Below are 25,431 nucleotides of genomic sequence, written 5' to 3'. Positions count from 1 at the left end.
ACCCTCGTCCCATGAACGTGGAAACCCACCTCCCCACCACCCGCGAACGCCTCTACTCGCGAACCCGCCGCTCGATCCCCGCGGCCCGCGACTTCACCCGCACCACGCTGACCACGTGGAACACTAAGGCCCCCCTCGACGACGTACTCCTGTGCGTCAGCGAACTCACCACGAACGCGCTCCGGTACGGCGTCCCCCCGGGCCGCTACTTCCTGCTCCGCCTGCGCCCACACGGAGACGCCGGCGTCAGGGTGGAGGTGCACGACAGCGGGGACGGCGCGTTGCCGGTCGTCCCCGTGCCGAGGGAGGACGGCGGGAGGGGCCTGCTGCTCGTCGCGGCGCTGGCGGACAAGTGGGGCGCGGAGCGCAGGCACCCGGGGAAAGTGGTGTGGTGCGAGTTCGGCACGCGCCGCCGGTAGACCCGGCCCAGCCGACACCGCCCGACCCCACACATCGGAATCGGTTCGGAAGCGGAAGGCGGGTGCCCGCGGAAGCGGCGGGTGCGGTGCAGTGGAGTCCGGTGAGGCCGGGCGGCGGTGGCGGACCGCGTGACCGGTGGGACGACGCCGCGGACGGGGAGCCCAGAGATGCGGAGGAACCCACCGGACCGGGGAGCGGGAACCAACACCCGCCGCCCGGCCTCACCTTGGGACCGAAACGGACGGTACGACGACGCCGGCTCAGCCAAACCCCGTCCAGCCGAACCCCGTCCAGCCGAACCCCGCTCAGCCAAACCCCGTTCAGTCAAACCCTGTCCAGCCGAACCCCGCTCAGCCGAACCCCCTTCAGCCGAACCCCGTTCAGCAAGCCAGAGTCGGCCCGTCCGAGCCCCGCTCCAGATCCGGCACCAACTCCTGGAACCGTCTCTCGACCGGCGAGAGATCGGTTCTCGCCAGATCCTCCGGGCGCACCACGATGCGGAGTTCGGGCGTGAGCGCGGGATAACGGCGACACGCGTCGATGAACGAGTCGACGATCAGCCCCACAAGCTGCCCCCGGTCGAGATCGGTGACCCGCGCGAGCCCGGACCCGATGAGCGGAACGGCGACCGGTTTGAACAGCCCGTGCACCGCGACCGACGCCCACAGACTCTCCAGGCTGACGCGCAGATCGTCATGCCCGGAGTGGGCCACCAGGTCGTTGCCGAGCCGCGAGTACGCCGTCGCGAACACCCGCCGTCCACCGTCCACGGGGACGACGACGGTGGTACCCACCGGATACCGCACGCGCCGCCCCCGGGGCTTGGCCCGAGCACTCTCGGTCGCGACGGCCCGAACCGTACGCAGCCCGGACCTGAGCTTCTCGTCCAGAAGCCGGCGCTCCCCGGCGAACAGCCGTTCCACGAGCTGACTCTGCACACTCTCGCTGCTGATGACGATCGACTGATCGGACTCGGTGTCGAAGGTGTCCGTGAAACCGACCACGAGGTTGGAGTCCGTCTGCTCGAACAAGTCGCCCCGGACCAGCACGACATCGGCCCGCTGCCCCGGCAACGGCACCCGATGACGCATGAGTTCGGCACCGTGCCGGGCCCGCAGCGCGGCCCGCAGGGCATCCAGGGTGCGCGCGGCCCCGGCGTCGTCGGGATGGTCGCGGACGATCGACTCGGCGACCGGCAGGGCGAGTTCGGGATGCCCCAAGTCGGCCTGGACGCTCACGAGTTCACGGCGGGCGGCGTCCCGCAGAGCGGTGAGGCGGCGGATGAAGGGCTCCGCGAACCCCTCGCCGTCGACCTCGGCCAGCGGACGGCCGTAGAGCAGGGACAGCGCCTCGTCGAGCCGGTGCGCGGCGGTGGCGGGCGGGTCGAGCAGCGCGGCGCGGACGATGTCGGTGAACCGCGCGCTGTCCAGTTCCCCGGGCCGCAGCGCCAGCCGGTAGGCCGACTCCGTGCCGTGCACGGTGACGTGCTGCTCGGTGCGCAGGACGCGGGCGCCGGTGCCGTCCTGCCGGGGGTCGAGGGCGCGCCGCAGCTCCAGCACGCGTTTCTGCACCTCGTTGCGGTTGCGCTGGGCCAGATGGCGCGGCTCGTCGGCCAACCCCCAGACGTCGCGCCGCAGTTGCCGTACCGGAACGGCCTCGCCCTCGGCGGCCACCAGGCGGACCAGCAGCCGGGTGGTCAGCGGTGTCAACCGCACCGCGACGCCGTCGACTTCGAGCCGGACCGGGCCCAGCACCTTCACTTGGATGTGCGTCTGTGCATCGGCCACCCGCGTCGCCCCCGCCGCATCTGCGCGCCACTCTGCGTAACTATCAAGTGACTGGCAGATTATCACGATGCCCTGGAGGAGCGATGTGTTCGGGTGATTCCGGTGGACTCGGTACGCCACGGCTGCTACGGCGGCTGTACGGAACCCGCCGCGCCCGGCAGGTCTTCGTCCGGAACGCGGCCGTCGCGTTCGGCGGGATGTCCGCGGTGCTCCAGTTCGCCGGCCAGTTCTTCCCCGGCAGCCTGCCCGACCCCGGCGTCGTCAGCGTGGTGTCGGTGGGCGCCTGCCTGGTGTGGGGGCTCGGCGCGGCCCGGCCGGTGCGGCGGGTGCGGCAGGAGTTCCGGCGGCCGGACATGACGGTGGTGGTCGAGGCGGGCGACGTCTTCGACCAGAGCGCGCACCTGGTCGTCGGGTTCTGCGACACCTTCGACACCGAGCCGGAGGCGTCCGTCGTCATCAACGGCGCCAGCGTGCAGGCCCAGTTGCTGGCCCGGTGCTACGACGGCGACGTACGGCGGCTGGACGCGGAACTGGCCACGGCGCTCGCCCCCTTCACTCCGGTCGCGCGCGAGGAGCGGGCCCGCAAGCCGCTCGGCAAACTGGACCGGTACCCGATCGGGACGGTCGCGGTGCTCGGCGCCCGGCCCCGGCTGGTGTTCGCCGTCGCGTACAGCCGGATCGGCAACGACTACGTGGCCGCCTCCAGCGTCGAGGACCTCTCGGCCGGGCTGATCCGGCTGTGGGACGCGCTGCGCGACCACGCCCAACTGGAGTGTGTGGCCATGCCGTTGGTGGGCTCGGGGCTGGCACGGCTCGGCCATCTCGACCAGGACAGCCTGTTGCGGCTGCTGCTGATGTCCTTCGTCGCCCGGTCCCGGGAGGGCGCGATCTGCCGCGAACTGCGGGTGCTGGTACGGCCGTCGGACCTGGAGCGGATCGACATGCGGGAGCTGGGCGCCTTCCTGCGCAACCTCGCGTCGGGGCCCGCCGCGACGTGAGGACGACGGTGGGGGCGGGCGTCCCCACCGCGCCCGCCCCCACCGCGCCCGCCCTCACCGCCGTACTCGACTCACCTCACGCCGACGGCCGTTCAGGCGAGCCGCCGATAGGCCGACAGGTTCTCGAAGTGCGAGGTGTCGAGCCAGTCGCCCCGGGAGTCGTCGAGCTGGCACTCGGCCACCTTCAGCCGCGCGACGATCTTCCTGAGGGACTCCTGCGAACCGTCGAAGCGGATGACGTTGCGGCCCACGGTGTCGGCGGCCGGCCGCAGTTGGCCGACCTCGACGATCACCGTCCGCTCGGGGTAGGCCATCAGCACCATGCCCAGCTCGATCAGCACGTTCTGCCGCGGCTGTCCGGTGAGCCGGATCTCGTAGTCGGGTTCGCGGTCGCCCAGCAACTGCGGGTGGAGCTTGGCGGTGTCGTCCGGCGTGAGCAGCACCAGCGCCGCCTGCGCCTGGGACGGCGCGTGCGCGACGACCTCGCCGAGGAAGGGCGACGCCTTGCCGGTGGCGCGCACCAACTGCTCCCATTCCAGGGGCTTCAGGTCCAGCCGGCGCAGCAGCCCGAACATCGCCGAGCGCACCTCCTCGTCACGTCCGTGCACGACGAAGACGCTGCGGGCGCGGACGTCGTCGGAGGGAAACGTGGGTGTTCCCGGCTCCGACGGCTTCTCGACCGCCGGTGCCGCCGGGGCCGCCGGTGCTTCGTTGTAGTTGTAGCCGAAGCCGTGGGCGTTGTCGCCGGGGACGAACTGGGTGTTGTCGCCGAACGTGTAGTTGCCGCTCATGGTCACTGTCCCCCTCGATCGCCGGACGAACCGGATGAATCGCCGCCGGACGCGTTGTAGTTGTAGCCGAAGCCGTGGGCGTTGTCGCCCGTGACCACCTGCCCCTTGTCCCCCATCAGGATGTTGGTCTGCGCGCGGTCGTGCTCGGCGAGGTCGATCTTCTTCTCCGCCAGGAACGCCCCGATGTTCTGGAGCGTGCGGCGCTGCACGATCTGCATGTACTTGATGGCGTCGGTCTTCTGGAAGAAGTGGTGGTAGATGTCGCTGGTGGCCATCTCCCGGACGCTGGTCAGCGCCCCGCAGTCGACCGCCTTGGTCACGTAACGGCCCAGCCGGAACTCGCTGTTGTCGACCGAGACGGTCTTCACCTCGGCGCCGGCGACGGTGGCGCGGCTGCGTCCGGGGCGCAGCAGCCGCCGTACCGAAGCGGGCAGGAACCGCTGCGGGACCAGGTACAGCGGCCACAGCGGCAGCACCAGGGCACGCATCGGTACGGCCTTGACCATGTCCCACGCGACCCGTACGGCCAGCCGGCCGTCGAAGGCGTCGGGCAGCCGGTCGGCGAGGTGGAAATCCCCTACCAGCGGCCCGAGTACGTAGGTGTAGAACTCGGTGTGCAGGGTGTCGCCCTTGAGGTCGAACCCGACGAAGATCGAGGTCACCAGCTCCTCGTTCCACGAACCGACCCGCACGCACAGGTATTCGCGGGCGGAGTCGTAGTCCTCCCGCCAGTGGATGCCGGGCAGGTCGTCCATGCCGGGCAGCCGGGACCAACCGGGGCCACGGGTACGGTCGTTGGTGCGGATCGCGGTGGTGAAGCGGCGCTGCTCGACGGTCAGGCCCTCGATGCGCTCGTCCCCGCGTGCCTCGTCGCGCAGCTGCGCCCGCATCCGGGCGGCCACGTAGTCGGTGATCTCGTGGACGGTGAACGGGACCGGGGTCTCGCGCGCCTCCAGGTCCAGGGTGGCGCCGCCGCCGTCGGCCGCCGACCTGGCGTCGATCTTCTTCTTCCGCGCACCGAGAAGGAGTTGGGCGTTGGACCACTCGCGCATGAGTTCACCGGCACCGACGAACGGCCGGAAGCCGCCGTAGAAGACGAGGCCGCTGCCGCTGGACTGCTCGTGGTCGATCTTGTGGACGACGGCGTCGGTGAGGGCCCGGTTGGCGGGGTAGGCGCCGTCGAAACCGCCGTCGGGGCGGGTCTCCTTCAGCCGGGTCATCAGGATGTGCAGGGTCACGATGCGCCGCAGATAGGCCGCGCCCCACACCACCCACACCAGGAACAGCGCGGCCAGGGGGACGCTCAGCGTGCCCTGGCCCAGCAGCAGCCAGATCACGAGGACCGAACCGAGGCACACCGCCCACTGGAGGCGGTGCAGCCGGCGGGCGGCGAGCGCGTGGGCGAGCACCGACACGGCGTCGTAGCCGTACGACGGCGCCACGACCCGGGGGTAGTACCGCAGCAGCTCCCGGATGACCGCGCGGCGGTAGCCGGCGTCGAGGTAAGTGCCCACGGACAGCAGGCGGGTGGCCTTGGTGCGCGCGTACGCGCGGGGGACCTGCGGTGGTTGGTGCCCCGGGTCTGGCGGCCGGGGATGGATCACCTGGGTGGTCACGACGGACTCCTGCCGGATGGTCAACTGATCTGGTTACCCGAGGACTTGACGATCTCTCCACCGCTGACGGTGTAGACCTTGTCGTACGTCTTCGTCGTGCCGTCCGTCTGGCGGGCGACGAGCGTCAGACGGACGTCGTCGCCCTGCACGGAGGTGATGGTGATGGTGTCCGACTGGGTGGTGGCGAAGCCCGTGACGAACGCGTCGTAGTCGCTGTCGAGGTTCTTGCCGCCGAGGGACCAGGCGGTCGAGTAGTCACCGTTGTTGATGGCCGCGAAGTAGGCGGCGACGACGGCTTCGGGGCCGCCGGTGCCGGTCGGGGACGGGGTCGGCGTCGGCGTCGGCGTCGGGGTGGCGCTCTCCGCGTAGGCGGAAGCGGACGGCGTGACGCTCTCCGGGTAGACGGGAGCGGTGGCCGTCTCCGAGGCGCCCGGCCAGCCCCACGAGCCGACGGAGGTGTCGGCCGGGGGCGTCGTCTCCGACGTACCCGGCCAGCCCGACGAGCCGCTCCAATCACTGCCGGACCGGCCGGAGTTGTCACTGCCGCCGCCCGACAGATTCCCGGCCAGCGTCAGGATCAGCACGAGCACCAGCGGTACGCCGACGACGGCGAGCCCCCAGGTGCGGGCGGGCCCGGCCGGGGGGACGAGCCCCACCCCGTGGTAGGCGGCCGGCGCGGCGGGGAAGCCGTCCCCGTGGGTCTTCGGGGACGGTGGCGGTCCTGGGTCGTTCATGGGTACTCCAACATTCACGACCCGTGAGACGCACGAGTCGGCAGCGAGCCGACGGCAAGGAGCGCGCGGAACGGCTGATGGACACCGCCGATACGACCAGTACGCCCGCTTCCGCCACCAGAGCCGATCCGCTTCCGATGCGCTTCCGCCCGCTCCCCCTGCCTCAGTCCCCCCGTCTCAGTCCTCGTCGTCCAGGAACCTCGCCCGCACCGTCTTCTCGTCCAGCGGCACCTTCTCCTCCTCCGGCAGCTCCGCCCCCGCCGCCATGATCGCCGTCTCGTACTCGTCGACCACCTGCTCCACCGTCCGGCCCGTGCACCGCGCGACCTCGGCAACCGCCGCGACCGCCCAGTTCGCCAGCGACAGCCCGAACGCCATCAGCGCGTCCTCCCCCAGCCCCCGCTTCACGCCGAGCAGGTACGCGAGGTTGAGGTAGGGCACCATCTCCGGCTCCTGCGCACCCGCCGCGCTGGACCGCACCATCTCGATGGTGGTCCGCGACGCCTGCCCCCGGAGCGGCAGCAGCCGCTCCCGCTCCGCGTACACCTCGGCCATGACCTGCCGCCGCTGCTTCTTGTTCACGCCGTTCCTCCAGCCACTCGGGTTTCCCCCCAACGTCCCCCATCCGGCGGGTGATTACCTCCCGTTCGATCCAACTATGCGAGCAGTTGGACTCCCTCCGGCCGGCGGAAGGCGTAGCTCGAAACACGCACCGAGCGTCCGGGGCGCGAGCGTGAGGGTCCCTCCGCCTCGGTGCGCCAGGTCGCGGGCGATCGCCAGGCCGAGCCCGGCGCCGCCCTGGTCGCGGGAGCGGGCGTCGTCGAGCCGTACGAAGCGCTCGAAGACGCGCTCGGCGTCCTCGGGGGGTATGCCGGGCCCGTCGTCGTGGACCGTGAGGACGACCCCGGCGTCCATACCGCGGACGGTGATCTGGACGCGGTGCGCGGCATGCCGGACGGCGTTGTCGAGGAGGTTGCGCAGGAGGCGCTCGTACCCGCCGGGATCGCCGTGGACCAGGGCCTCGCCCTCGCAGGTGAGGGCCAACGCCGGTGCGCCGCTGGGGTACTGCTCGATCACGTGGGCGGCGAGGTCGGCCAGATCGACGACGCCGACGGCAGCGGACGTACCCGTGTCCATCCGCGCGAGGAGCAACAGGTCCTCGGTGAGCGACTGGAGCCGCCGTGTCTGCCGCGCGGCGGTGGTGGCGGTGGCGGGCCAGTCGGTGCGCTCCGGGTAGGCGAGCGCGACCTCCAGGCTGGCCAGCAGCGTCGTCAGCGGACTGCGCAGCTCGTGCGCGGCGTCCGCGACGAACCGGCGTTGCTGGGCGGCGGCGTTGTCGAGGTGCTGGAGGGTGGTGTTGATGGTGGTGGCGAGCGCGGCGACCTCGTGCCCCGAGGCGGGGACGGTGACGCGTTCGCGGGGGTTGCCCGGAGTGACGGAAGCGGTGAGGACCCGGATCGCCTCGACGGGGCGCAGCGCGATCCGTACGGCGAAGTAGGTCGCGGCGGCGAGGAGGACGACGCCGACGAGGGCGGCCCGCAGCAGCAGGTCGTCGAGGGTGCCGGTGATCGCCTCGGCCGTGTCCGGGAGCGCCACCACGTAGGCCCGCAGCGTGGCGTCGGCGGCGACGCCGAGGGCGGCGGCCTTGTCGCGGCCGAGGGCACCGGCCCAGATGTCGACGTACAGGACCGGGTAGGTCCCGCCGGCCAGGTCGTACGCGTTCGCGGGCGGGTCGTAGTCGCGGCGCACCGGTATGGGCAGGGGGCGGACCGTGTAGCCCCACTCCGGGCCGTCGTCCCACGAGTGTTCGGGAGGCCCGGCCGGGGCGGGCAGCACATGGCCTCTGCCGGGATCGAAGAAGTCCATGCCCCCGCCGGAGGCGACAGCGGTACGCCTGCCGGTCGCGACGACCTCGTACGGCACGGCGCTCGTCCGGCTGGGCACCGCCCCCTCGGTCAACTGGGCGGCGAGGGCGAAGAGTTGCTTACGGGCCTGCTCCTCGGCGATCCGCGCGCTCTCACGGTCGACCTCGTGACGCACCCACCAGCCGATCCCCAGCAGGATGACGGCGGCGGTCACCGCGGCGGTCACCGCCGCGACGGCCCGCACCGACCGCGGCCACCACCACCGCCGCTCACCCGCGTTCACGGTCGTCCACCAGCCGGTACCCCGCCCCGCGCACGGTCTCCAGCGACCGCCGCTCGAACGCGGCGTCGACCTTCTTGCGCAACGCGCTCACTCGCGCCTCCACCAGGTTGGGATCGAGGGCCTCGTCGGGCCACGCGTGATACAGCAGATCCGCCTTGGACACCGCCTGCCCGGCCCGCCGCGCCAGCAGCTCCAGTACGGCGAACTCCCGGGGCGTCAGATCGACCCGCACCCCGGCCCGCCGGCACACCCGCCCGGCGACGTCCAGCGACAGGTCCCCCACGGCGAGCACGGGCGGCGCGACCGCCACCGCCCGCCGGACCAGCGCCCGCAGCCGCGCGACGAGCACCAGGTACGAGAACGGCTTGGCGAGGTAGTCGTCGGCGCCCGTGTCGAGCGCCTCGGCCTGGTCCCACTCCCCGTCCTTCGCGGTGAGCACCAGGATGGGCGTCGCGTTGCCCTCCCGGCGGAGCTGGGCGCAGACCTTGTAGCCGTTGAGGCCGGGGAGCATCAAGTCCAGGACGACCAGGGCGTATTCGCCGGTCCGGGCCATCCACAGGCCCTGCCGTCCGTCGTGCGCGAGGTCGACGCTGTAGCCCTCGGCGGTCAGTCCGGTGTGCAGGGTCCGCGCAAGGTCCACCTCGTCTTCGACCACCAGGATCCGCATGCGGTGCAGCCTCGCACAGCGCCGGAGCCCTTCCCTGACCGTCCGGTCAGCTTGGATCAGCAACGGGTCAACGGGGTCCGGGCACGCTGTCGGCCCGCCTCCGGAAGGGCCCTGCCACCGATGTCCGTTCTCGCTCCGGCCGAGCCGGTCTCCACCCCCGTACGCCCGAGTCCGCCCGCCTGGCCCATCGCCCTGGCCCCCGCCGCCCTGGCCCTCGCCCTGGGCCTGTGGGGCATCCGCCGCCAGAACACGATGTGGGGCGACGAGGCGGTCACGTACGACCTGGCCCACCGCGACCTGTCCCAGATCTGGGCCACGGCCCAGCACATCGACCTGGTCCACGCCCTGTACTACGCCGTGATGCACGCCGTCTTCACCGTCCTCGGCGGCGACCTGCTGACGCTACGGCTCCCCTCGGCCCTGGCGATGTCCGCGGCGGCGGCCGGGGTCACGGTCCTGGGCCTGCGCCTGGCGGGCCCGCGCGCCGGGCTGCTGGCCGGGCTGGCGTTCGCCGTCCTCCCGCAGGTCCAGAAGTACGCGCAGGAGGGCCGCTCGTACGCGCTGGTCTGCGCGCTGATCACATGGGCGACCTGCGCCCTGGTGACCACCGCCCGGTGGCGCTGGCCGGTGTACGGCTCCACCATGCTGCTGGCCTGCCTGCTCCACGAGTTCGCGGCCCTCGCCCTGGCGGCCCACGGCGTCACGCTGCTCGTCTCCCGGAGCCGGGCGCTGAGGGCGTGGGCGGCGACGGCCGGAGTCGTCGTCGCCGGCCTCCTCCCGCTGGCGATCCGCAGCGCGGGCCAGTCGGCCCAACTGGCGTGGATCGAGAGCCCGGTACGCCTCCCCGGGGTCCTGCTCACGACGGCGCCGGCACTGGCCTGCGCGCTGACGCCGCTGCGGTCCCGGGGCCCCGTACACCTCACCGCGCTGGCCGTCCCCCTGGCCGTGCTCCCCACCCTCCTCCTGCTCCTCGCCTCCCTGGTCAAGCCGCTGTTCGTGGACCGGTACGTCCTCTTCAGCAGCGCCGGAACCGCCCTGCTCCTGGGCGCGTGCCTGGACCACGCCCTGCGCAGAACCCCGCTCGTCACCGGCGTGGCGACACTCACCGCCCTGACGGCCCTCACCCCGGCGAGCCTCGCCCTCCGCACGCCCGAGAGCCGCACGAACAACGCCACAGCCGTCACCACCGCCGTCCACGAGACGGCCCACCCGGGCGACGGCCTCCTCTACCTCCCCGCCCAGACCCGCACCCTGACCACCCCCCTCCCCATGGACCTGGCCCTAGCCCAGACCCCCACGGCCTCGAACACCCTCACGGGCATCGAGCTCCCCGCCCAGGACATAGCCGCCCGCATGCTGACCTTCGACCGCCTCATCGTGATCCACACAAGAGGCAACGACAGCCCGGCCACCCCCCAGGACGAGGCCAAGACGACCACCCTGCGCGACCACTTCCGCCGACACGGATCAACCCAGGTCAACGGGGCACGCATCACCGTCTACACCAGGGTCCCGACGCCCGGGGCGTGACGGACGAAGACCCCCTCCGTCCCGCGTTCCCACAGATCAGAGAGGATCTATCGATGCGGAGCCCAGGAGAGCCGACCCCGACACCGGCGCGCACCCATTTCCATAACCTGGCAGCAGAAATTGAGACGCAAGTACCTTGCCGATGGACGCCACGGACACTGAAAGCTCTAGAAAACCCCGTCCACGCAGACTGGGGAGACAGTTCAGAGAGTCCCGACGCCAGAAGATCGATACACCCTTGATCAACAAACGTCCCGAAACTCGACGCACGATGCCGCACAACTGACACGAGCACCCCTTGACCTCGCTTGGGGCGATTTTCACCAATTATCCACAATGCCCATTTCTTCAGAAGTAACAAAAAACGGCCTACCGCCCATATAAAGCCCCAGCTCACGCAGTGGTCTCCGCACACGCGGGGATGGTCCGCCTCCAAATCGAGGTGTTGCTCCAACGCCTCGTGCGCCGCCTCGCAAGATCAGCCCGCTGGCAGGCTTTTCAGACGCCCTCCAGCCGGTTACTTAGGTCGGGGTACGTCTTGGTTCCGTCGGGGTTCTCAACGATCGGCTTCGAGTAGGTGGAGCGGCCCTTCTCGTCTCAGCTGATCGGAGCAGGGTACGTCCGGGCTGAACCCATCCGGCTCGGGCAGTGCGGGGGTCCCGTCCTCATCCGCGCCCTGCGGTTCCGGTTCTTGCGGCGCCTCACCCGCGTCGGGGCAATGCGGGGTCCCGTCCGGGTTCTGATCAGCGACTCAGCGCACCTTCGATGCGCGCCGGGGGCGTGGTGAAACCCGTGGCGCGCTGGAGGTGCTCCTGTCTGCCCTGACGGCCATCCGCACGGGCGCGGCCTGCCGTCACCGTTTCGTCACAAGCAGTCGCCACCCGGAACCCTGCCGCTCTCCCACCCTGTCTGCACTCACGTACCGCGGGGCGACAACCGACCGAAACCCGCGGACGATACGACTCAGGGGGACGACAACATGCGGCACAGCAACGGCATGCGCAGGGCGGCTATGGCGACGACGGCGGTCACGGCCCTCGCGGCGGCGGTGACCGGCATCCTGCCCGGCACCGCCATGGCAGCGAGCGCCACCACCTCCGCCCCGCCGCCCGCCTGCGCGGCCTCCGCCCTCCAGGTCAGCGCCCGGCAGGCCGCCCACCCGCCCGTCGGGACCGGGACCGGGGCGGCGGTCGTGCAGTTCACCAACGTCTCCAAGAAGACGTGCGTCCTGAAGGGCCATCCGACGGTCGCGGGCGCCGGCAACGGCTCCCCCTCCCGCAACACCCCGCTCAAGGTCACCGCCACCGGCAAGGCGTCCACCGTGACGCTCCGGCCGCGCGGCAAGGCGTGGGTGAAGCTGACCTTCGTCCAGGTCCAGGGAGAGGGCGACGGCTACTGCGTGTCGGGCAAGAAGCCGTCGGCGTTTCCGACGATGGTCATCGGCCTGCCGCGCTCCGGGAAGCACCAGGTCGCCCTGAACGACGGGGTGTGGGCCGAGTGCGACAACAAGGTGACCGCCACCCCGGTCTCGGCGGTCAAGCCTTCCTGACCCCCCGTCATCCTCACAAATCGAGCAGCCTGCACGACGATCACAACGCTCTGACCTGCACGTTCATGAGGCACTGCACATAAGCGCCAAGGGTACGGGCCAGTGAAGCCCGCCAACCGACGTTGGCGGGCTTCTCCCCGCTCACTCCGGATTCTCGCGAGCCGACCTGAGGATCAGATGCCAGACGGTCCGGAAGGACTCCTTCTCCGACAGCCCCTGCGACTGCCCGATCAACTCAGCGTTCTCCGCGAGCACCCGCCGGGCGAGAGCAAGCCGCTCGCCCCCTGGTAGGGGTCGGCGTCCCTTAGGCTGTCCGCCCGCGACCTTCGCGGTCCGCGAGGTACTGCCAGAGCCTCCACCGCTTCCACTTCGGCCGCCGACGGGTCGGGAGGACGTCCCAGTCGTCGGGGTCCGGCCAGCCCTCCGGGGGTTCTCGGCGTAGTGGGAGACAGTGGCGGAGTCGGCGAACCCACAGATCTTCGCCGCTTCGGCGGGGCCCACCAGTTCTCCAGGGTCACCGTCGAGCTTCGGCGGATTCGTCGTACTCGCGGCGGCCCGCCGGCGCTGAAGCTCGTGGTGCCACTTCGCCCAACTGTCGCCGTCCCAGTGCATGACGCCGCCGAGAGTCACCCCGCCGGGCGGATGCCCGTTGTCCTCCCGGTCGGTCCAAAGGTTCTGAAGCGTCGACTCGCTGATGTCGTGGACCTTGCGCAGACCGGCTCGCGAGTAGAGCGTGCGGCCGGTCGGCGGGAAGTCCTCGACGACGAAGCTGCCGGTGTCATCGGCGCTGATGCTGTTACCCCTCTTGATCTGGGAGAGGTCGCCAGGCATGTACCCATCAGGACCGCCAAAAGACCCCCTCCGCCCCACGTTTCCGCAGGTCAGAGAGGGTCCAAACAAGTGGAGCCTAGGAGAGTCGAACTCCTGACATCCGCCATGCAAAGACGGCGCTCTACCAACTGAGCTAAGGCCCCAGCACACCCACAAGGAACACCGCTCCGAGGGACGTCGGAGACCAGACTACCGGGTCACCCCCCTGATCCCGCAAAAAGATTGGGGGTCCCCGCGACCGACCACTCTCCGTAAGATGCTCGGACGTGGTTCGCTACAGCGAACCGCGGTTTTCTGGGGAAGCGATGGGGAGACGCGAATGGACGCCGCACAACAGGAAGCGACCGCGAGAGCGCGGGAGCTTCAGCGGAACTGGTACGGAGAGCCGCTGGGGGCGCTCTTCCGCAAGCTCATCGACGATCTTGGTCTCAACCAGGCTCGTCTCGCAGGGGTGTTGGGGCTCTCCGCCCCGATGCTGTCCCAACTCATGAGCGGACAGCGCGCGAAGATCGGCAACCCGGCGGTCGTGCAGCGCGTGCAACTGCTGCAAGACCTCGCCGCCCAGGTCGCGGACGGCAGCGTCAGCGCCGCCGAGGCGACCCAGCGGATGGACGAGATCAAGCGTTCGCAGGGAGGCTCCGTGCTCAGCAACACCACGCAGACGACGAGCAGTTCAGGTGCTCCCACCGTCAAGCGCGTGGTCCGGGAGATCCAGTCCCTGCTGCGCTCGGTCGCCGCCGCCGGCGACATCATCGACGCGGCGGACACCCTCGCCCCGACCCACCCGGAACTCGCCGAGTTCCTCCGGGTCTACGGCGCGGGCCGCACGTCGGACGCGGTGACGCACTACCAGTCCCACCAGAACTGACCGAAGGCCCGGGCGCCGAAGGGGGTTCGGCGAACGGGCCCGGTCGGGTCCACGGGGGAAACCACCCTCTTCGAGGGCGAACAGCAGCAAATCACGGGGGCCCCGCACCACCGCAGGACACAACCCGGAGAAATCCCCGGGCGAAACCCTGAGCGAGGCGCGGACGCGAAGTAAAAAGGAGTGACCGCACAACGGCACAGCGCGACACCGCCCCGCCCAGGGGTGACCGCAGGGGGAGGAGCGCCACACAGCATGGGTACACGGCATGGGTGAGGTCTTCGCCGGACGCTACGAACTCGTCGACCCGATCGGCCGCGGCGGAGTCGGCGCGGTCTGGCGCGCCTGGGACCACCGCCGCAGACGGTACGTCGCCGCCAAGGTCCTCCAGCAGAGCGACGCCCACTCCCTGCTGAGGTTCGTCCGCGAACAGGCCCTGCGCATCGACCACCCGCACGTCCTCGCCCCGGCGAGCTGGGCCGCCGACGACGACAAGGTCCTCTTCACGATGGACCTGGTCGCGGGCGGCTCGCTGGTCCACCTGATCGGCGACTACGGCCCCCTCCCGCCGCCGTTCGTCTGCGTCCTGGTCGACCAGCTGCTGGCCGGCCTCGCCGCCGTCCACGCCGAGGGCGTCGTCCACCGCGACATCAAACCGGCGAACATCCTCCTGGAGGCGACGGGTACGGCACGCCCGCGCCTGCGCCTGTCCGACTTCGGCATCTCGATGCGCCTGGGCGAGCCGCGCCTCACCGACACGAACCTCGTCGTCGGCACCCCGGGCTACATCGCCCCCGAGCAACTCCTGGGCGCCGACCCGGACTTCCCGGCCGACCTGTTCGCCGTAGGGCTGGTCGCGCTGTACCTCCTGGAGGGCAGGAAGCCGGACGCCAAGGCCCTGATCCAGCACTTCGCCGAACACGGCACCCCGGGCGCCCCCCAGGGCATACCCGAGCCCCTCTGGCAGGTCATAGCCTCGCTCCTCCAGCCGGACCCCACGTCCCGCTTCCGCACCGCCACAGGCGCCCGCAAGGCCCTCCTGACGGCCACGGAACTCCTCACCCCCACCCCGGACGACGAGTCCATCGAGATCTTCGACCAACTGGGCCCCCTCCCCAAGGGCTTCACCCCCGAGGGCCCCACGTCGACGTCCCTGAACGTGACAGCGACGGGCACGGGCCCGTCGTACACCGGCCAGTCGTACGGCGAACCCCGGTACGAGGGCTACGACGGGTACGAGGCCGAAGACGCCCCCCGCACTCCGGCAAGCACCCCCCACCCCATCCCCCCGAGGCCGACCGCACCCCCACCCCCCGACACCCCACCCACGTCGACCTGGCCCGGCACACCCCCGCACCCCGCCTGGCCCACCCCCACCCCCACCCCCACCACCTCGACCCAAGCCGGCTGGGGCCCAGCCGCGGCAACACCCCCCACACCGACACCGACCCCCACGATGTCGGACACAGGCAGCTTCCACCTCCCACCCCCACTGACCCCCCACGAACAAACCCCCACCCCCGCCCCAGCCTTCACCCCCGTCCACACCACCCCACCACCCCCCTACGACCCCACCACCTACGCCCTCCCCCGCACCCCCGACACCGCCTCCACCGCGACCTACACGACCCGCCCCCCACAGACCGCGCCGCCACAGACCGCACCCCCCACAGCCCGCCGCCACAGCCGCGCGGCGCCCCGCCCCGGCCCACCCCCCGCCATCGCGATCCCCCTCCTCCTCCTGGCCCTGACCTGCTACGCGATCGGCTTCTGGGCCCTGACCCGCATCTGACCGGCCCGCCGCCGCCCGACGACGGTCCACACCCCGAGGACGACGAGTACGAGGGTCCCCACCCCGAACCCGCCGGCGGCGACGGCGACCATGGCCACGCCACCACCCCCCGCCCCCTCCTCGACCCCGGCGGCGTCGGTCTCCCCGGAATGCGCGGAAGCACCCCCACTCGCACCCCCGCCCCCACTCCCGGTCCCGAACAACCCACCCGGCACGGACTCCCCCCGATACCCGGGCCCCGCCCGCACAGCCCCCTTCACCCGCACCCGCAGCGTCACCCCGTACGCCGAGTCCCCGAACTTCTCCCCGACCTGCGCGGAGAGATGGACGGCGAGGAAGTACCCCCCGGCGAACCGCATCCCGCTGACGGCCTCGTTCGCGGAATACCGGTTCGCGTACTCGACCGGCGCGAGGGGCCGCAGGGAACCCGCCTTCTGTTCCCCGTCGTACCCGAACCGCAGATCGTCGACCTTGGCGCGGACGGGGTTGTAGAGGGTGACGTCGAGCGCGGAGGCGACGTACCCGGACCCGTCGCCGCCACTCCCCAGCTCGGCGGCGACGTACACCTGCTGCCCCCACTCGACGGGAACGGCGTAGAACAGCGTCTGCCCCGGCAGGATGTCGTCCCGCCAGGCCCCTTGCCCCAGGTCGGTGGCGGTGGCGAACCCGTCCCCACCGGGCAGCCGCCGCGCATCCCCCTCCATGGGAGAGGGCGTGGCGGAACTCCACCCCTTGGGCGCCACGGTGGCCCCGCCCTTCGCCAGCGGCGGCTCCCCGACAACAGCCACCTCCAGCCCCCAGGGACCGCCGGACCCCGGCGAGGAGGAACTCGGCGAAGGGTCCCCCGAAGAACCGGAGGGCGTCCCGAACGCGTCACCCGAACCCCCCTCCCCATCACCCGAAGGGCTCGCGGACCCCCGAGCCTCTTCCCCGGCCCGCTCCACCACGACGTAATACGTCCCCGCGTCCTGACAGACCGACCGCCCCGCCCGAACCTCCCGCACAGCCCACGCGGTGACCGGCCGGGCCCCCACGACGGACCCGAACGTCGCGGTGTCACTGGAGCAGTTGAGCCCGTTGGAGTCCTGGAGCGAGACCTTCACCCCGTCGTTGAAGGACAGCTCCTCGTCACCCCCCGGCACGGCGGTCACGGACACGTACGTCGTCGTCCGCGCGTCCAGCTCGACCTTGAAGTACGCCTTCCCCCACCCCACGAGCCCGCTCCGGTACACACCCCCCGCTTCCAGCCGTACGGCGTCACTGGTGGCGCTCGCCGCGTTGACGGCGCGCGCCTCGGTGTCGTACGCGTACGCCGGTGCCTCGGCCGCCCGGGCCACCGCCCCCGGCGCGGCGACCGCCATCACGCCCACGACACACAGCGGCACGGCCCACCGCCGCGCCACCGAACCCGCCGGTCCCATGCACCCGCCCCCTCGCTCACCGCACCGAAGCCGCTGTCCGTCCTAACCCACGCGGCCCCGTTCCTGCCACCCCTTGACCGTTTTCGATCGCTTCTACGTCCGTGACGTGACCGTTTCTCCGGCATCGCGCGGACGTCGAAACTTTCAGGTCCGGTCACCGGACAACGCAAGACCCCGACCGCATCGGCGATCGGGGCCTGTTGGAGTTCTGGGAATCGGCAGTCACGAACCCGTGGGCACGGAGTCGGTCGCCTCCGTCCACAGATCCTGCTCGGCGCGATCCGCCTGGATCTGGCGGTACACGAGGAGCCCGCCGATGGCGGCCAGTGCGACCAGGAGAAGCTTCTTCACCGCGCGACCTCGTCTTTCTTGACGTAGGGGACCTCTGGCGCCCGACTATACACACCGGCCGAGACCGATCGGTGACCTCCCCGGGCGCCCAACTACCGCTCGGTACCGCCGAGTAGACGCCCCGCGCGGGAGCCCGCCACCGGTCCGATCGGAGGGTGATCACACCTCCACGGACCGTGACTTTTCACCCCTTCCCTCCTTCATGCGCCCATCCGGGTGGTGTTCATCTGAACATCGCCACGCCACGTGCGTCGGTCCGTGATTCCCCGCCCGACATACACATCATGAGGAAAGTACGCAAATCCGCTCAACCCGAAAGTGAGGGGCCATGGCCCGCACGCAGGTCACGAAGCTCTGGACCACGATCGTCACCGCCCTCCTGTCCCTCTTCACGGCCCTCGGCCTGATCACGACGACGGCCACGGCGGCGGTAGCCCACCAGGAGCCGACGCGCAACGCGACGGCGACCGTGACGACGGAACCCGCACCGACCCTCCTCGGTGACTGGTCCCCCACCCGCTCCCTCCCCCCGACGATGAAGCAGCGCATCCGGGCCGAGGCCCACGGCAAGTCCCCGAACTGCCGCCACCTCCCGCGCACGGACGCGGAGCCCCTCACCGAGACCGCCCCGGACGGCCCCACGGCGGACACGGAAGCGCCCCTCCAGACCTGACCCGCCCCGCGCCGACGACCGCGCGCACCCTCACGACGTAACGGCGAACTTGCGTACGCCCCACACGCCAGGCCCGGCGGCTCCCACGAGCCCCGGGCCTTCGCCTTGCCCGATCGAGTGAAAGTACTTGCCAAGCAGGAAAGTACTTGCCACGCTGATCACATGACGACGGACCACCCCACCCCAGCGGCAGCGGAAGCCGCCCTCGCCGCCGCCCGCAGCGCGCGCACGGCGGCCGTCGACGCCCACAGGGTCCCCGCCTGGCACCCCCCGGCCTCGGGCCTGCTCTACGCGGCGGGCTTCACGGGCCTCGCGCTCCTCACGACCCAGGACCACCCGAGCGTCGCCCTGATGCTGGCGTCCGTGGCGTGCCTCCTCGGCTTCCTCGCCCTGTTCGTCGTCACCGCGCGGGCGGGCGGCGTCCTCCTGCGGCCCAGCGGAACCACGCGCGAGCGGTGGTCGCGCCACGCCCCGGTCCTGTTCTCCGTCGCCGCGGCCGTCGTGGCGGCCCTCGCCGTCAACCCCCCGGCCGCCCTGGCCGTGTTCGGCGTCACCCAGGGCGCCCTGACGTGGTCCCAGCTGCACCGTGCGCGCACGAAGCAGACGGACCGCGCACGCACGAGGCCGACGGCATGAGCGCCGGCGAGCCCCCACGCCTGGACCCCACCGTCCAGCACCCCACCCGCCTCGCCCTGGCCGCGTTCCTCTCCGGCTGCCTGGAGGCGGACTTCAGGACCACCCGGGACGCCCTGGACCTCTCGGACTCGGCGCTGAGCAAGACGGTCTCGGCACTGGAGGCGGCCGACTACGTGAAGGCCCGCAAGGGCTTCGTCGGCAAACGCCCCCGCACCTGGCTCTCCCTCACCCCCCAGGGCCGTACCCGCCTGGAAGCCCACCTCGAAGCGCTCCGGACGATCGCCGCCCAAGCCCGCGCACGGGGTGCGGACTTGACACCCCCGGAGTGATCCCGCTCACATATCCCCACTCCGTCCGCGCAGTCACCCCCCACCGCCCCCAACACCCTTGTTAGCCTTGGCCATAGCCCGGTCGCTGGTGCATCCCCCGTCGCCAGCGACCGGGTCTTTTCGTTGCCCGAAAAAGCACCGAACACGAAAAAGGCGCCTCCCGGAGGGAGACGCCTTCTCGACGATGTGGGGCTAACAGGATTTGAACCTGTGGCCTCATCCTTATCAGGGATGCGCTCTAACCAACTGAGCTATAGCCCCGCCGCGCTTGCGGTGTGTGTCCCGCGCGCTGACCCCTGAAGGTTAGCGCACGACCGGGGCAGTCCCAAAATCGGTTGGGACCACCCCGCCCCGAAGGGTTTCTCCGCAGGTCACTCGTCCTCGGCGAGCGTCAGCTCGACCCCGCCGACGAACCCGGCGGACAGGTTGTAGATGAACGCCGCGAGCGTCGCCAGCGCCGTCGCGAGGACGACGTCGATGACCGCGATGATCGTCGAGAACATCAGGACGTGGGGGAGGGACAGGAAGGACTGGAGGTCGAACCCGTTGGACTCGTTGGACCCGGTCGCCTCGGAGATCGTGGAGCCGACGGAGGAGAAGACCCCCATCGCGTCCATGACCATCCACAGCACGGCCGAGGCGACGATCGTGCACACCCCGAGCGCGATGGACAGCAGGAAGCTGACCTTCATCACGGACCAGGGATCGGCCTTGGCGACCCGCAGCCGCGCCTTGCGCACACGGGGCGCGGTCCGCGCACCGGTACGGGGCCGCCGGACGGCACCGTCGGGCGCCGCCTCCTCGGCGGCGTACGCCTGCGGCGGGTGGTACGGCACGGAACCCTGCTGGTCCTGCCGCCGCTCACCGGGAAGCGGCGAGGAGGTCTGCTGATGCCCGACCTGCGCACCGGCCCCACCACGCGCGCCCTGCTGGACACCGGCGCCCTGCTGAGCCCCCGCGGACCCCGAACTCCCTTGCGCACCCCGCCCGTTGCCCCCGGAGCCGCCAGAACCGCGCTGAGCGCCCTTGCCGCGACCACCCTTGGCGGACCCCGCGATCCCGGACACCGCACCTCCACCCGGAGCCCCGGCCCCCGGCGCCTCCGTATCCGGCTTGATCGCCTTCAACTGCGTCGTGTGCGCGTCACGCTGCTCGACGCCCTCCACCGCACCCCCCGCCGTGGGGGAGCCCGCGACGGAGCCACGACCGCCGCCGTCCTTCTCCGACCCGGAAGACCCAGAAGAACTGGAAGACCCGGAAGTACCGGAAGTACCGGCAGATCCGGTAGACGTACCGGCGCCCGTGGCTCCACTCACGATGACTCTCTCCTCGGTGCTACTCGGCCGAGGGCGCGTCGCCCTCGTCCGTGCCGGCCGCTGCGGCGGGCTCGGCGTCGAGGTCGCCCTCGACCTCCTCCGCCTCGCGCCCCGCCTCGGCGTTACGGGCGATGCCGACGACGGCATCGCGCTTGCCCAGGTTGATCAGTTGGACGCCCATGGTGTCACGGCCCGTCTCCCTGACCTCGTTGACTCGCGTACGAATCACACCGCCGCCGAGCGTGATGGCGAGGATCTCGTCGGTCTCCTCGACCACCAGCGCACCGACGAGCGAACCCCGGTCCTCGACGATCTTGGCGGCCTTGATTCCGAGGCCCCCACGCCCTTGGACGCGATATTCGTCGACATTGGTTCGCTTCGCATACCCACCATCGGTGGCGGTGAACACGAACGTACCGGGTCGCACCACATTCATCGAGAGCAGTTCGTCGCCCTCGCGGAAGCTCATGCCCTTCACACCCGAGGTCGCGCGGCCCATGGGACGCAGGGTGTCGTCGGTGGCGGTGAACCGGATCGACTGCGCCTTCTTGCTGATCAGGAGCAGATCGTCGTCCGAGGAGACGAGTTCCGCGCCGATCAGTTCGTCGTCCGAACCGTCCTCCCGCTCCCGCAGGTTGATCGCGATGACCCCGCCGGAGCGCGGCGAATCGTAATCCTTCAGAGGCGTCTTCTTGACCAGACCCGCCTTCGTGGCGAGCACCAGGTGGGGCGCCGCCTCGTAGTCGCGGATGGCGAGGATCTCGGCGATCGCCTCGTCCGGCTGGAAGGCGAGGAGGTTCGCGACGTGCTGCCCGCGCGCGTCCCGGCCGGCGTCGGGAAGCTCGTACGCCTTGGCGCGGTACACGCGGCCCTTGTTCGTGAAGAACAGCAGCCAGTGGTGGGTGGTGGAGACGAAGAAGTGGTCGACGATGTCGTCCTCCTTCAGCTTCGCTCCGCGCACCCCCTTGCCGCCGCGCTTCTGCGCCCGGTAGTCGTCCGCCTTGGTGCGCTTGACGTAGCCGCCGCGCGTGACGGTGACGACGATGTCCTCCTCGGCGATCAGGTCCTCGATGGACATGTCACCGTCGTAGGGCACCAGCATGGTCTTGCGGTCGTCGCCGTACTTCTCGACGATCGCGGCCAGTTCCTCGCTGACGATCCCGCGCTGGCGCACGGGGGAGGCGAGGATCGCGTTGTACTCGGTGATCTTCGCCTGGAGCTCGTCGTGCTCCTGGATGATCTTCTGCCGCTCCAGGGCCGCGAGGCGGCGGAGCTGCATCTCCAGGATGGCGTTCGCCTGGATCTCGTCGATCTCCAGGAGGTCCATCAGGCCCGTGCGCGCGATGTCGACGGTGTCGCTGCGCCGGATCAGCGCGATGACCTCGTCGATGGCGTCCAGGGCCTTCAGGAGGCCACGCAGGATGTGCGCCCGCTCCTCGGCCTTGCGCAGCCTGAAGCGCGTACGGCGGACGACGACCTCGATCTGGTGCGCCACCCAGTGCCGGATGAACGCGTCGAGCGACAGGGTGCGCGGCACGCCGTCCACCAGCGCCAGCATGTTGGCGCCGAAGTTCGTCTGGAGGTCGGTGTGCTTGTAGAGGTTGTTCAGGACGACCTTGGCGACCGCGTCCCGCTTCAGGACGATGACGAGGCGCTGACCGGTACGGGACGAGGTCTCGTCGCGGACGTCCGCGATGCCGCCGACCTTGCCGTCCTTCACCAGGTCGGCGATCTTCTGCGCGAGGTTGTCCGGGTTGACCTGGTACGGCAGCTCGGTGACCACCAGGCACTGGCGGTTCTGGATCTCCTCGACCTCGACGACCGCGCGCATCGTGATGGAGCCGCGCCCGGTGCGGTACGCCTCCTCGATGCCCTTGCGGCCGACGACGAGGGCGCCGGTCGGGAAGTCGGGGCCCTTGATGCGCTCGATCAGCGCGTCCAGCAGCTCCTCGTGCGAGGCGTCCGGGTGCTCCAGAGCCCACTGGGCGCCGGCCGCGACCTCGCGCAGGTTGTGCGAGGGGATGTTGGTGGCCATGCCGACCGCGATGCCCGCCGAGCCGTTGATCAGCAGGTTCGGGAAGCGGGCCGGGAGGACGGTGGGCTCCTGGGAGCGGCCGTCGTAGTTGTCCGTGAAGTCGACGGTCTCCTCGTCGATGTCGCGGACCATCTCCATGGACAGCGGCATCATCTTGCACTCGGTGTACCGCATGGCGGCGGCCGGGTCGTTGCCCGGGGAACCGAAGTTGCCGTTGGAGTCGACCAGCGGCATCCGCATCGACCACGGCTGCGCGAGGCGCACCAGCGCGTCGTAGATCGAGGAGTCGCCGTGCGGGTGGTAGTTGCCCATGACGTCGCCGACGACGCGGGCGCACTTGTAGAAGCCCTTCTCGGGCCGGTAGCCGCCGTCGTACATCGCGTACAGGACGCGGCGGTGCACGGGCTTGAGGCCGTCACGGACGTCGGGCAGCGCGCGGGACACGATGACGGACATCGCGTAGTCCAGGTACGAGCGCTGCATCTCCGTCTCCAGCCCGACGGGCTCGATGCGGACGGTGCTGTCCTCAGGCGTCTGAGGGGTGTTCTCGTCGGTCATTGCTGGTGAAGATCCCTTCTGTGGCGGTCAGCTGAGACCGACTCAGATGTCGAGGAAGCGGACGTCCTTGGCGTTGCGCTGGATGAACGCGCGGCGGGCCTCGACGTCCTCGCCCATGAGGACCGAGAACAGGTCGTCGGCCTGGGCGGCGTCGTCGAGGGTGACCTGGCCGAGGACGCGCAGGTCCTGGTCCATGGTCGTGACGCGCAGCTCCTCGGCGTTCATCTCGCCGAGACCCTTGAAGCGCTGGATCGAGTCCTCGCGCACGCGCTTGCCGCGCTGGCGGCCCATCTCCAGGAGGGCGTCGCGCTCGCGGTCGGAGTAGGCGTACTCGATGTCCTCGCGGCCCCACTTGATCTTGTACAGCGGGGGGCGGGACAGGAAGACGTGCCCGGCCTCGACCAGGGGCCGCATGAAGCGGAACAGGAAGGTCAGCAGCAGGGTGTTGATGTGCTGGCCGTCGACGTCGGCGTCCGCCATCAGGATGATCTTGTGATAGCGGAGCTTCTCGATGTCGAAGTCCTCGTGCACGCCGGTGCCGAACGCGGAGATCAGCGCCTGGATCTCCTGGTTCTGGAGGATCTTGTCGATCCTCGCCTTCTCGACGTTCAGGATCTTGCCGCGGATCGGGAGGATCGCCTGGTACTGCGGGTTGCGGCCCGACTTGGCCGAACCGCCGGCGGAGTCACCCTCGACGATGAAGATCTCGCACTTGGTGGGGTCGTTCGACTGGCAGTCGGACAGCTTGCCCGGCAGCGACGCCGACTCCAGCAGGCCCTTACGGCGCGTCAGGTCGCGCGCCTTGCGGGCGGCGACGCGCGCGGTGGCCGCCTGGATGCCCTTGCGGACGATGTCCGCGGCCTCCACCGGGTTGCGGTCCAGCCAGTCGTTGAGGTGCTCGTAGACCGCCTTCTGCACGAAGGTCTTGGCCTCCGTGTTGCCCAGCTTGGTCTTGGTCTGGCCCTCGAACTGCGGCTCGCTCAGCTTCACCGAGATGATCGCCGTCAGACCCTCGCGGATGTCGTCGCCCGTGAGGTTGTCGTCCTTCTCGCGCAGCAGCTTCTTGTCGCGCGCGTACTTGTTGATCAGGTTGGTGAGCGCCGAGCGGAAGCCCTCTTCGTGAGTGCCGCCCTCGTGCGTGTGGATGATGTTGGCGAAGGAGTAGACGCCCTCGCTGTAGCCGCTGTTCCACTGCATGGCGACTTCGAGGGAGAGGCTCTTGTCCTTGTCCTCCGCCTCCAGGTCGATGACCGTGGGGTGCACCACGTCGCCCTTGCGGGAGTTGAGGTACTTCACGAAGTCGACGATGCCGCCCTCGTAGTGGTACGTGACGGTCTTGACCTCGTCCTTCTCGTCCGCACCCGCCTCGTCCGCCCCGGCCGTCGCCTTCGCCGACTCGCGCTCGTCGGTGAGCTTGATGGTCAGGCCCTTGTTGAGGAACGCCATCTCCTGGAAGCGCCGCGAGAGCGTCTCGAAGGAGTAGACGGTCGTCTCGAAGATGTCCGGGTCCGCCCAGAACGTGACCGAGGTGCCCGTCTCCGTGACGGCCTCGTGCTGTGCCAGCGGGGCCGTCGGGGCGCCGAGCTTGTAGTCCTGCGTCCAGCGGTGGCCGTCGGTGCGGATCTCGACGGCGACCTTCGACGACAGGGCGTTCACGACCGAGACGCCGACGCCGTGCAGACCGCCGGAGACCGCGTAGCCGCCGCCTCCGAACTTGCCGCCCGCGTGCAGCACCGTCAGCACGACCTCGACGGCCGGCTTGCCCTCGGACGGCACGATGCCGACCGGGATGCCGCGGCCGTTGTCGACGACCCGGACCCCGCCGTCCGGCAGGATCGTGACGTCGATGGTGTCCGCGTGACCGGCCAGGGCCTCGTCGACGGAGTTGTCCACGACCTCGTACACGAGGTGGTGCAGACCCCGCTCACCGGTCGAGCCGATGTACATACCGGGCCGCTTGCGGACCGCGTCCAGCCCTTCGAGGACGGTGATGGCACTGGCGTCGTACGAGGCGGTGACCTCGCCGTTCAGGCCCGTGCCGGTGGACGGGATGTTCTCGTTGGGGTTGCCGGAATCGGCCACGAAGCGCCCTTTCTGGCACAGCACGAGCCAGACTCCTCGGCAGGTTGCCGGAGCGGCTGCGGCGTGTTGCGTTGGTAAGCCTTGATCAGCGTTGCTCAGCGGGTCCCGGGCGGTCCCCACGCTGGGGGCGGGATTGGCTTCCAGTCTACCGGTAGCACCGACAGTGATGGGGGTTTGCCGGTACCTGAGTCCGCATGTGCCGCCCTCAACCCGCCTCTCACGACTCCCGATATACGGACGGGGGCTCCAAGAGGCTCACAGCGGCACTCAGCGCTTCCGGCTGTCAACCCTTGGCTACCGGC

General features: G+C 70.5%; 22 protein-coding genes and 2 tRNA genes. 9 read left to right on the top strand and 15 right to left on the bottom strand.

Annotation, left to right across the window (positions count from 1 at the left end):
* Positions 1-11 precede the first annotated feature (11 nt).
* The gene (locus ACQCO7_RS21540) at positions 12-419 is read left to right on the top strand and encodes an ATP-binding protein (RefSeq protein ID WP_464073374.1); all 408 of its coding nucleotides are present in this window, start codon (positions 12-14) and stop codon (positions 417-419) included.
* A gap of 381 nt (positions 420-800) precedes the next feature.
* Here the strand turns inward: ACQCO7_RS21540 and ACQCO7_RS21535 are convergent, their stop codons facing one another.
* Positions 801-2,207 (bottom strand): macro domain-containing protein, encoded by a 1,407-nt coding sequence (locus ACQCO7_RS21535; protein WP_464073373.1) that lies wholly within the window; start codon positions 2,205-2,207, stop codon positions 801-803.
* An 83-nt stretch (positions 2,208-2,290) separates the two neighbouring features.
* Here ACQCO7_RS21535 and ACQCO7_RS21530 point away from each other — a divergent pair, with 83 nt between their 5' ends.
* Complete coding sequence (locus ACQCO7_RS21530) at positions 2,291-3,205, top strand: macro domain-containing protein (protein ID WP_464073372.1); 915 nt, start codon at positions 2,291-2,293, stop codon at positions 3,203-3,205.
* 92 nt (positions 3,206-3,297) lie between these two features.
* Here the strand turns inward: ACQCO7_RS21530 and ACQCO7_RS21525 are convergent, their stop codons facing one another.
* From ACQCO7_RS21525 to ACQCO7_RS21500, 6 genes are all read right to left on the bottom strand, one after another.
* Positions 3,298-3,996, bottom strand: a complete 699-nt coding sequence (locus ACQCO7_RS21525) for a TIR domain-containing protein (protein ID WP_464073371.1) — start codon at positions 3,994-3,996, stop codon at positions 3,298-3,300.
* Between the two features lie 2 nt (positions 3,997-3,998).
* The gene (locus ACQCO7_RS21520; RefSeq protein ID WP_464073370.1) at positions 3,999-5,612 is read right to left on the bottom strand and encodes a hypothetical protein; all 1,614 of its coding nucleotides are present in this window, start codon (positions 5,610-5,612) and stop codon (positions 3,999-4,001) included.
* Positions 5,613-5,632: 20 nt separating this feature from the next.
* Complete coding sequence (locus ACQCO7_RS21515; RefSeq protein ID WP_464073369.1) at positions 5,633-6,346, bottom strand: hypothetical protein; 714 nt, start codon at positions 6,344-6,346, stop codon at positions 5,633-5,635.
* Between the two features lie 177 nt (positions 6,347-6,523).
* The gene (locus ACQCO7_RS21510) at positions 6,524-6,928 is read right to left on the bottom strand and encodes a hypothetical protein (RefSeq protein ID WP_464073368.1); all 405 of its coding nucleotides are present in this window, start codon (positions 6,926-6,928) and stop codon (positions 6,524-6,526) included.
* A gap of 54 nt (positions 6,929-6,982) precedes the next feature.
* Positions 6,983-8,494, bottom strand: coding sequence for a sensor histidine kinase (locus tag ACQCO7_RS21505; RefSeq protein ID WP_464073367.1), 1,512 nt, complete (start codon positions 8,492-8,494; stop codon positions 6,983-6,985).
* Complete coding sequence (locus ACQCO7_RS21500) at positions 8,481-9,161, bottom strand: response regulator transcription factor (protein WP_464073366.1); 681 nt, start codon at positions 9,159-9,161, stop codon at positions 8,481-8,483. Before ACQCO7_RS21500 ends, ACQCO7_RS21505 begins: the two co-directional genes overlap by 14 nt.
* Positions 9,162-9,281: 120 nt before the next feature.
* Between ACQCO7_RS21500 and ACQCO7_RS21495 the strand changes: the two genes are divergently transcribed.
* Both ACQCO7_RS21495 and ACQCO7_RS21490 read left to right on the top strand, forming a co-directional pair.
* On the top strand, positions 9,282-10,691 hold the full coding sequence (locus ACQCO7_RS21495) for a glycosyltransferase family 39 protein (RefSeq protein WP_464073365.1): 1,410 nt from the start codon (positions 9,282-9,284) through the stop codon (positions 10,689-10,691).
* A gap of 979 nt (positions 10,692-11,670) precedes the next feature.
* Complete coding sequence (locus ACQCO7_RS21490) at positions 11,671-12,240, top strand: DUF4232 domain-containing protein (RefSeq protein WP_464073364.1); 570 nt, start codon at positions 11,671-11,673, stop codon at positions 12,238-12,240.
* Positions 12,241-12,381: 141 nt separating this feature from the next.
* On the opposite strand, the gene ACQCO7_RS21485 is transcribed toward ACQCO7_RS21490, so the two are convergent.
* Positions 12,382-13,071, bottom strand: a complete 690-nt coding sequence (locus tag ACQCO7_RS21485; RefSeq protein ID WP_464073363.1) for a DUF6211 family protein — start codon at positions 13,069-13,071, stop codon at positions 12,382-12,384.
* 70 nt (positions 13,072-13,141) lie between these two features.
* Positions 13,142-13,214: transfer RNA gene (locus ACQCO7_RS21480), tRNA-Ala, on the bottom strand.
* 176 nt (positions 13,215-13,390) lie between these two features.
* On the opposite strand from ACQCO7_RS21480, the gene ACQCO7_RS21475 reads away from it, so the two are divergent.
* Together ACQCO7_RS21475 and ACQCO7_RS21470 are read left to right on the top strand one after the other, a co-directional pair.
* A complete protein-coding gene (locus ACQCO7_RS21475; protein WP_010353434.1) occupies positions 13,391-13,939 on the top strand; it encodes a helix-turn-helix domain-containing protein in 549 nt (182 codons plus the stop codon).
* A gap of 265 nt (positions 13,940-14,204) precedes the next feature.
* On the top strand, positions 14,205-15,728 hold the full coding sequence (locus ACQCO7_RS21470) for a serine/threonine-protein kinase (RefSeq protein ID WP_464073362.1): 1,524 nt from the start codon (positions 14,205-14,207) through the stop codon (positions 15,726-15,728).
* Here ACQCO7_RS21470 and ACQCO7_RS21465 read toward each other — a convergent pair.
* Both ACQCO7_RS21465 and ACQCO7_RS21460 read right to left on the bottom strand, forming a co-directional pair.
* On the bottom strand, positions 15,692-17,149 hold the full coding sequence (locus tag ACQCO7_RS21465) for a hypothetical protein (protein ID WP_464073361.1): 1,458 nt from the start codon (positions 17,147-17,149) through the stop codon (positions 15,692-15,694). The genes ACQCO7_RS21470 and ACQCO7_RS21465 overlap by 37 nt on opposite strands.
* Positions 17,150-17,371: 222 nt before the next feature.
* Positions 17,372-17,500, bottom strand: coding sequence for a DLW-39 family protein (locus ACQCO7_RS21460; RefSeq protein ID WP_003999697.1), 129 nt, complete (start codon positions 17,498-17,500; stop codon positions 17,372-17,374).
* A 328-nt stretch (positions 17,501-17,828) separates the two neighbouring features.
* Here ACQCO7_RS21460 and ACQCO7_RS21455 point away from each other — a divergent pair, with 328 nt between their 5' ends.
* The 3 genes from ACQCO7_RS21455 to ACQCO7_RS21445 all read left to right on the top strand — a co-directional run bounded on the left by ACQCO7_RS21455 (position 17,829) and on the right by ACQCO7_RS21445 (position 19,138).
* Entirely contained in the window at positions 17,829-18,173 is a 345-nt protein-coding gene (locus ACQCO7_RS21455) for a DUF6344 domain-containing protein (protein ID WP_464073360.1), read from the top strand.
* A gap of 162 nt (positions 18,174-18,335) precedes the next feature.
* Positions 18,336-18,809, top strand: coding sequence for a hypothetical protein (locus ACQCO7_RS21450; RefSeq protein ID WP_464073359.1), 474 nt, complete (start codon positions 18,336-18,338; stop codon positions 18,807-18,809).
* A complete protein-coding gene (locus ACQCO7_RS21445) occupies positions 18,806-19,138 on the top strand; it encodes a winged helix-turn-helix domain-containing protein (RefSeq protein ID WP_464073358.1) in 333 nt (110 codons plus the stop codon). Before ACQCO7_RS21450 ends, ACQCO7_RS21445 begins: the two co-directional genes overlap by 4 nt.
* A 187-nt stretch (positions 19,139-19,325) precedes the next feature.
* On the opposite strand, the gene ACQCO7_RS21440 is transcribed toward ACQCO7_RS21445, so the two are convergent.
* From ACQCO7_RS21440 to gyrB, 4 genes are all read right to left on the bottom strand, one after another.
* Positions 19,326-19,399 (bottom strand) — tRNA-Ile (locus tag ACQCO7_RS21440).
* A 110-nt stretch (positions 19,400-19,509) separates the two neighbouring features.
* Complete coding sequence (locus ACQCO7_RS21435) at positions 19,510-20,454, bottom strand: DUF3566 domain-containing protein (RefSeq protein ID WP_464073357.1); 945 nt, start codon at positions 20,452-20,454, stop codon at positions 19,510-19,512.
* Between the two features lie 19 nt (positions 20,455-20,473).
* On the bottom strand, positions 20,474-23,047 hold the full coding sequence (gyrA, locus tag ACQCO7_RS21430; RefSeq protein ID WP_464073356.1) for a DNA gyrase subunit A: 2,574 nt from the start codon (positions 23,045-23,047) through the stop codon (positions 20,474-20,476).
* Between the two features lie 42 nt (positions 23,048-23,089).
* Positions 23,090-25,153, bottom strand: coding sequence for a DNA topoisomerase (ATP-hydrolyzing) subunit B (gene gyrB / locus ACQCO7_RS21425; protein WP_464073355.1), 2,064 nt, complete (start codon positions 25,151-25,153; stop codon positions 23,090-23,092).
* Positions 25,154-25,431 lie beyond the last annotated feature (278 nt).

The organism is Streptomyces saintjeani, from assembly GCF_055409605.1.
The sequence above is the reverse complement of the archived record's forward strand: the minus strand, read 5'-3'. Positions and strand labels throughout refer to the sequence as shown.